At 57.1% G+C, this 6,712-nt stretch carries 7 protein-coding genes; 4 read left to right on the forward strand and 3 right to left on the reverse strand.

Annotated features, from left to right (window positions below):
* The first annotated feature begins 49 nt into the window (after positions 1 to 49).
* The 4 genes from PROAA_RS02170 to PROAA_RS02185 all read left to right on the forward strand — a co-directional run bounded on the left by PROAA_RS02170 (position 50) and on the right by PROAA_RS02185 (position 3,686).
* A complete protein-coding gene (locus tag PROAA_RS02170) occupies positions 50 to 760 on the forward strand; it encodes a transposase (protein ID WP_186409747.1) in 711 nt (236 codons plus the stop codon).
* Between the two features lie 369 nt (positions 761 to 1,129).
* Positions 1,130 to 2,572 carry a DEAD/DEAH box helicase gene (locus PROAA_RS02175; protein WP_186409748.1) on the forward strand — a complete coding sequence of 481 codons (1,443 nt, stop codon included), beginning with the start codon at positions 1,130 to 1,132 and terminating at the stop codon, positions 2,570 to 2,572.
* Positions 2,573 to 2,713: 141 nt separating this feature from the next.
* Entirely contained in the window at positions 2,714 to 3,190 is a 477-nt protein-coding gene (locus PROAA_RS02180) for a DUF7931 domain-containing protein (RefSeq protein WP_186409749.1), read from the forward strand.
* 136 nt (positions 3,191 to 3,326) lie between these two features.
* Positions 3,327 to 3,686, forward strand: coding sequence for a hypothetical protein (locus PROAA_RS02185; protein ID WP_186409750.1), 360 nt, complete (start codon positions 3,327 to 3,329; stop codon positions 3,684 to 3,686).
* A gap of 206 nt (positions 3,687 to 3,892) precedes the next feature.
* Here the strand turns inward: PROAA_RS02185 and PROAA_RS02190 are convergent, their stop codons facing one another.
* The 3 genes from PROAA_RS02190 to dapA are packed head-to-tail and all read right to left on the reverse strand — an operon-like array spanning position 3,893 to position 6,704.
* Positions 3,893 to 4,657: an MBL fold metallo-hydrolase gene (locus PROAA_RS02190; RefSeq protein WP_186409751.1), complete on the reverse strand. Its 765-nt coding sequence runs from the start codon at positions 4,655 to 4,657 to the stop codon at positions 3,893 to 3,895.
* On the reverse strand, positions 4,657 to 5,796 hold the full coding sequence (gene bamC, locus PROAA_RS02195) for an outer membrane protein assembly factor BamC (RefSeq protein ID WP_186409752.1): 1,140 nt from the start codon (positions 5,794 to 5,796) through the stop codon (positions 4,657 to 4,659). The genes PROAA_RS02190 and bamC overlap by 1 nt, the downstream gene beginning before the upstream one ends.
* Positions 5,797 to 5,819: 23 nt before the next feature.
* Positions 5,820 to 6,704: a 4-hydroxy-tetrahydrodipicolinate synthase gene (dapA, locus tag PROAA_RS02200; protein ID WP_186409753.1), complete on the reverse strand. Its 885-nt coding sequence runs from the start codon at positions 6,702 to 6,704 to the stop codon at positions 5,820 to 5,822.
* Positions 6,705 to 6,712 lie beyond the last annotated feature (8 nt).

Below are 6,712 nucleotides of genomic sequence, written 5' to 3' on the forward strand. Positions count from 1 at the left end.
TCAGACACGATTTAAAATTGCGACTTACGAATTCTGATAAAGTCCCGCCATGGCCCGACTCCCCCGCTATTTCGCCAAAGGCGTACCTCAGCATGTCATTCTGCGCGGCAACAACCGCGACGCCATCTTCGCCAGCGATGAGGACTGCGAGTTCTTCAAGGAAGTACTGGCTGAGGCTGCCAGGCGCTACGCTCTGGCGATTCACGCCTATGTGCTGATGACCAACCATCTTCACCTCCTGGCCACTCCGGGAACGGCTGATAGTCTGCCCAAGACCCTACAAAGTCTCGGCCGACGCTATGTTCAGTACTTCAACTACCGCTACCGGCGCACCGGCACCTTATGGGAAGGGCGTTACCGGGCCACCGTTATCGAAGCCGAGACCTACCTGTTCGAATGCATGCGCTACATCGAACTCAACCCGGTGCGTGCCAACATGGTGGCGCACCCCGCGGCGTATCCGTGGTCCAGCTACCGGGCGAACGCCGAAGGCCAGGCCGATGCGCTGCTAACCCCGCATCTGCTCTACCGCCGGCTGGGCGCAGACGCTCGTGAGCGACAAGCGGCGTATGGCGAATTGGTCAGGGCGCCAATCGATGAGACGCGACTCGAAGCGGTTCGTCAGTCCACGCACAAGGGTTGGGCGCTGGGTGGCGGGAGATTTCAGGTAAAGATCGAGCGTCTGACGGCGCGCAGAACGATGCCGTTGCCCAAGGGAAGACCGAGGAAGGGTGATGATTCGTCGTGTCTGACCCAATAAACCTGTTCACCCGCCGTGCGCTGCAATTGAAAGCCCGACAACGACCGGCTCTGGATAAATAGCTCGACGTCAGTAAGGCGAACCGTTACAATGCGCGCCGTGCGTTGCGGGAATCAACAATTCTGCAATTCACAATACCGACTTACACTGAACGCATCGCAACCTGGCCACATTTCCAAAGCCCTCCTGCCTTCAGGTGCCTACTCATTGAGCACCGCCCTGGCACAAAGCTTTTTGTGCCGAAAAGTCCCGAATTCTCTCGCTTTTGCAGGGTCTCTCATAACTATTTCGTTGGTTGGCGTTGCATTTTTTTGCGCCCGTGCGCCGATCTGATCGGCGGCACGACGCTGTCCCATACGAAGGATATTCATGACTTTTGCAGAAATCGGTCTCAACGAAACACTTCTCAAGGCCCTTAGCAGTTCAGGCTATACCCAACCTACGCCGGTCCAGGCGCAAGCCATTCCCGCGGCGCTTGACGGACGCGATCTGATGGTTTCGTCGCAAACCGGTTCGGGGAAGACGGCAGCCTTCATGCTGCCGGCACTTCACCGGTTTGCCCTTCAGGAACGCCCCAATGTCGCGCCTGTACTCCGTCGCACTGCGAATCAGGAACGCCAATCCGCGCGTTCACGCGGCCATGATCGCCCCCGCTTCCAGCCGGCACAACCCAAGATGCTGGTGCTCGCGCCGACGCGCGAACTTGCCCTGCAGGTGACCGCTGCAGCTGACAAGTACGCTGGCCAGCTTCGCCGCCTGAAAGCCGTTGCGATTCTCGGCGGCATGCCGTATCCGAAACAGATGGAGCTGCTTTCACGCAACCCGGAGATTCTGGTTGCCACACCGGGGCGACTGATTGATCACATGGAATCGGGCAAGATCGACTTCTCGCAGTTGCAGATCCTCGTCCTTGATGAGGCAGACCGCATGCTTGATATGGGTTTCATCGACGACATCGAGAAAATTGTCTCGGCCACGCCGGCTTCGCGCCAGACCATGCTTTTCTCAGCCACGCTTGACGGAACCGTCGGCCAGATGGCACGCCGGATGACCCGTGACGCGCTGATCATCCAGGTCGATGCCTCACATGCGAAACATGAGAATATCGAACAGCGCATGCACTTCGTCGACGATCTGTCGCACAAGAATCGCCTGCTCGACCATCTTCTGCGCGATCTAACAATCGATCAGGCCGTTGTCTTCACGGCGACAAAGCGCGACGCAGACATCATCTCCGACCGTTTGAATATCGCCGGCTTCAATGCGGCGGCACTGCATGGGGATATGAATCAGGGCGCTCGCAACCGGACACTCAACGCGATGCGCCGTGGGCAGGTGCAGATTCTGGTGGCCACGGATGTTGCCGCACGTGGAATTGACGTACCATCGATAACCCATGTCTTCAACTACGATCTGCCGAAGTTCGCCGAGGACTATGTACACCGTATTGGCCGTACCGGCCGAGCCGGGCGCAATGGCCTGGCGATTTCCCTCGTCAATCACGCCGAACACTTCAATGTTCGAAAGATCGAGCGCTTTACCAGACAACCCATTCCGGTTCAGGTCGTTTACGGTCACGAACCCAAGCGTCGAGCCCCCACAGGAAATGGGCGTCCCGGTGGCTCCCCGAATGGCCGCCCGGCCTGGAAAGCGGGCGAAAATCGTGGCCAAGGCAAGCCAAGCGGACGCTCAGACGGGCGCTTCGGCAAATCCGGCGCATCCAAACAGACGGGATTTGCCCGCGTCCCGCACCGAGACGGCCACACTACAAGTACTGAAAGTGGCCACCGTCGAACCTACGGTGAAAGATAATCCGCGAATTCTTCAATACACAGAGAAAACCCGCCCAGTGCGGGTTTTCTTGCATGGCCTTGACCTTTTCCAGGTCAATTGGTGACAATTGATTCGTCGGCCAATTCCGCATTCGCCACTCAGACTCACAGGGGGCATGCCATGAACTCTGAACTGATCACGAACTGGGGTCATCACGACCAATCGCTCCGGAAGATACTGGAGCTGGCAACGCAGTCGCTGCGCATCTTCGATGAAGATCTATCGAAGCTGAAGCTCGAACAGACCGAGAATGCCGAGCTCCTGCGCCGCTTTCTCGGCGCTGACAGGCAACACATTTTGTGCATCGTTGTCAGAAATGCCGAGCCATTTCGACGGGAAAGCCCGCGCCTGATGAGTTTGCTTACCCTTTTCCCGCAGAATATGACCATCCATGAAAGCCCGCCTCACCTCGCGTCACTCAGCGATTCCCTCGTCATCGCGGATGACAGGCACGCACTTGTTCGCTTTCACAAGGATGGTGCGCGCTCCAAGACAATCATCGATGATGCTGAACAGTGCAAACCTTACGTGAATCGTTTTGAAGATATTCTCAAGGAAGGGGGCGAACAAATCTGTGCGTCAACACTCGGTCTCTGAAGTGCCATTGGAAGCACGATTCCGGTTGGTCGCCATCATATACTGATAGAATCGTGGACCGACTGGTGGTCACGCCGGTCAACCAGATGTGCTTTGGTTCGTTGCTCTTATTTTCTTATCGATAAGGATGTTTGCCATGAAGAACTCGCTCCTCGTTTCCGCTCTGATCGCCTTGGCCGTTTCGGCTTGTGGCAAAACCCCGCCGCCGCCCGCCCCTGCTACTGCCCCCGCCGCCGCGCCGGTTGCTGCGGCTCCCGCTGCGGCTCCCGCTGCCGCTCCTGCTGACGCTGCCAAGGACGCTCCTGCTGCTGCACCGGTTGCTGCCGCTCCTGCAGCAGCTGACGCTGCCAAGGCTGCTGCTCCTACGGCAATGGATACCGCCAAGGACGCCGCTGTGGGCGCCGCGAAGGATGCAGCCATGGGCGCTGCGAAGGATGCTACTCCTGCTGCAAAGGATGCCGCCATGGGCGCCGCTAAGGATGCGATGAAGAAGTAATCTTCACGCGCCTATGAATAGGCCCGCAACGCAGACTATGTAAATAGTCTGCAGTGAAGTCATTGCGGAATGTGGAATGCCCGTCAGGCGTAGGTCTGACGGGCATTTGTTTTTCTGGGCGACGAAGATTGGGCATTGCAATGGCGACTGGCTCTTGGCCCAACCCGGACTGGCTTCCTCCGCTCAATCGAACCTGCACAACTCTTTCAAATCAACCGACGCCAGCCAAACCCGTCTTCCTGACCCGCCACGCCGATCCAATCATCCGTGCAGTTCAACGCTGCCGCCAAAGCAGTTACAACCAATTCGCGACGGTTATTCTGCTCGCTGAGATGTGCCGCAACGATATGCTGCAGTTGCCGTGTTTCGATCTGCAACAACAAGGAAACTGCCTGCCTGTTACTCAAATGGCCGAAGTTCCCCGAAATTCGGCGCTGCAACGTCATCGGATAGCTTGAAGCCGCCAGCAGCTCCGAATCGTGATTGCATTCGAGAACCAGGGCATCGCAGACACGCAGCACATCAATGACATGCTGCGTAATCGATCCGGTATCGGTCAGCACTCCCAAGCGATGCGCCCCGTCCGAGAAGGCAAACTGAACGGGTTCACGCGCATCGTGCGGAACCGGAAATGGATGAATCTCCAGATTACCGATCGTAAAGGAAGCATGGCTGTCGATCATGCGACACGTCGACAGCGACTTGCCGCTAGGTGCGGCAATGTGCGTGCCGTGCGTCAGATAGACTGGAGTGCTGAAACGGCTGGCGAACTTGAACACTCCGGCGATGTGGTCGCCGTGTTCATGGGTAACCAGTATGCCGGAGATTTCTTCAGGAGAAACACCGAGTCGCCCCAACTTGTCAGTTGTCGCACGCACGGAGAAACCGCAGTCGAGCAGAAGCTTGGTGTCACCCGCATCGACAAGCAGGGAATTCCCCCGGCTGCCGCTACCCAGCGAAGCAAATCGCATCACTTCAGTTGATCGTAGAGCAGGCTCAGAATCTTCTTTGACGTTTCGGATTGGTCAACACCACCCTCGAACGAAAGCACCTGAACCGTCGTCGAGGAACCAACTTCTTTTAAATAGATACGGTACTTGATTTTTGGGTCAGGTCCGGAAGCTTTCCAGAAAGCCAACTTGGACATGAATCCATCGTCCTTTTTCTGCCCATCGACTTCCGGATCGACATAACGAACGAAATACAATCCCTTTGAACGGTCCCGATCCTCGACGGTGAAGCCGACACGATCAAGCGCCAGTCCAACACGACGCCATGCGCGATCAAAAGACTCCTGCACTTCAAGCGTGCCGGCACCGTCATTGCCTCGCGAGAGTCTGGCGCGATCTGCCGGTTTTTCCTTGGCCGCCGCAATTTGTGCCGCAGCACGCTTATCGTCACTCCCAAGCCGCACCATCAACCGACGCAGCATCTCTGCCTCAAGTTCAGGATCTGGCTCACGTGGCTGCCACTTGGTCTGATCCTTTCCCTCGGTAACGTAGATCTCATACATCCCGCGATGACTGATGAAGACATCCGTTGTACCCGGCTCCAAACCTGGCTCCAGGCGCGTGCGGAATTTGTCACGCTCGGCGGTCGAGTATAAGGAATCGATCACCTTGCCCAGCAGGTTACGCAAGGCATCTTCCTTGATCTTGGCGCGGTTTTCAGCCCAATCGGTTTCCATTACTCCAGCTTCAGGCAATTCAAGCTTGATCACGAATCCGGTCTCCTGCCAGAAATCCTTGATCTGGTCCCACAGCTTTCCAGGAGTACCGGCAACGACCAGCCAGCGCTGATTTCCCGAGCGCTCGATTCGCGCCTTGTCCACCTGCGGCAGAACACCACTTTGTTGTTGCGCTAGCGCCTGTGGCGAGCGCTCCCCCGAGTATGCCGAGAAAGTTGCCGTTCCCTTGCCAGCCGTGTCCGGCACTGCGAAACGATCATCGCGAGTTGGCGAAGTCAGATCGGGCGGAATCTCGAGTGTCGGCACCTTGCTCGCCGCAGATGTCTTGTAGTCAATCTTTTTGGATTCGAGCCCGATACCGCTACAGCTTGACAGCACGACCGCCAAGGCACAAAAACTCAGACGAAAAACAGCAAATCTCATCGGGTGTTCCTGGGAATCTGGGATCAAGCCAACAAACCGGCCTGCCGCATGGCCGTGCGAACGCGTTCATGGAATTCCGGCGCCAGGGGAGTCAAAGGAAGGCGAATGCCCTCCTTGATCAGCCCGAGTTCCTGACACGCCCACTTGACGGGGATCGGATTGGCCTCGCAGAAAAGCTGGCGATTCAGTCCAAGCAAACGGAAATTCAAGTCACGCGCCTTCAGCAGGTCGCCTTTCAGCGCGGCTTCGCACATTTCGTGCATCAGGCGTGGCGCGATATTGGCCACTACCGAAATATTGCCCTGAGCACCCAGCAACATCAACGCGCAGGCACTGGAATCATCACCGCTGTAGACCGCAAAGCCTTTCGGCGCACGGGCGATCAGCTCGCTCCCGCGGTCAATATTGCCGGTGGCATCCTTGATTCCGACGATGTTCGGGATCAGCGCCAGGCGCAATGACGTCTCACTGCTCATGTCGGCCACGGTACGACCGGGGACGTTGTAAAGAATGAGAGGAATATCCACAGCTTCAGCAATAGCCTTGAAGTGGCGGTAGAGGCCTTCCTGCGTCGGCCTGTTGTAGTAAGGAACGACAGAAAGCGCGGCATTGGCACCTGCCTTGCTGGCAAAATGCGTCATCTCGATAGCTTCTGCCGTTGAGTTGGCACCCGTACCGGCGATTACCGGAATTCTGCCGGCTGCGTACTCGACAACAAGCTGGATCAACTCGCGATGTTCTTCGACATCGACGGTCGGTGACTCGCCCGTTGTTCCGACGACGACAATGGCGTCGGTACCTTCCTGCACATGGAAGTCGACCAGACGGCGCATACCGTCCAGATCGAGACTGCCATCCTCGTGCATCGGGGTAACGATGGCTACCATCGACCCAGTGAATGTGTTCATGAATAGAA

This window comes from Candidatus Propionivibrio aalborgensis, assembly GCF_900089945.1.
GTDB lineage: Bacteria > Pseudomonadota > Gammaproteobacteria > Burkholderiales > Rhodocyclaceae > Propionivibrio > Propionivibrio aalborgensis.

Bases quoted from the DNA above. Each gene is read 5' to 3' on its own strand.
- bamC (WP_186409752.1), bottom strand. From the start codon at position 5,796: ATGAGATTTGCTGTTTTTCGTCTGAGTTTTTGTGCCTTGGCGGTCGTG.
- PROAA_RS02170 (WP_186409747.1), top strand. From the start codon at position 50: ATGGCCCGACTCCCCCGCTATTTCGCCAAAGGCGTACCTCAGCATGTC.
- PROAA_RS02180 (WP_186409749.1), top strand. From the start codon at position 2,714: ATGAACTCTGAACTGATCACGAACTGGGGTCATCACGACCAATCGCTC.
- dapA (WP_186409753.1), bottom strand. From the start codon at position 6,704: ATGAACACATTCACTGGGTCGATGGTAGCCATCGTTACCCCGATGCAC.
- PROAA_RS02175 (WP_186409748.1), top strand. From the start codon at position 1,130: ATGACTTTTGCAGAAATCGGTCTCAACGAAACACTTCTCAAGGCCCTT.
- PROAA_RS02190 (WP_186409751.1), bottom strand. From the start codon at position 4,657: ATGCGATTTGCTTCGCTGGGTAGCGGCAGCCGGGGGAATTCCCTGCTT.
- PROAA_RS02185 (WP_186409750.1), top strand. From the start codon at position 3,327: ATGAAGAACTCGCTCCTCGTTTCCGCTCTGATCGCCTTGGCCGTTTCG.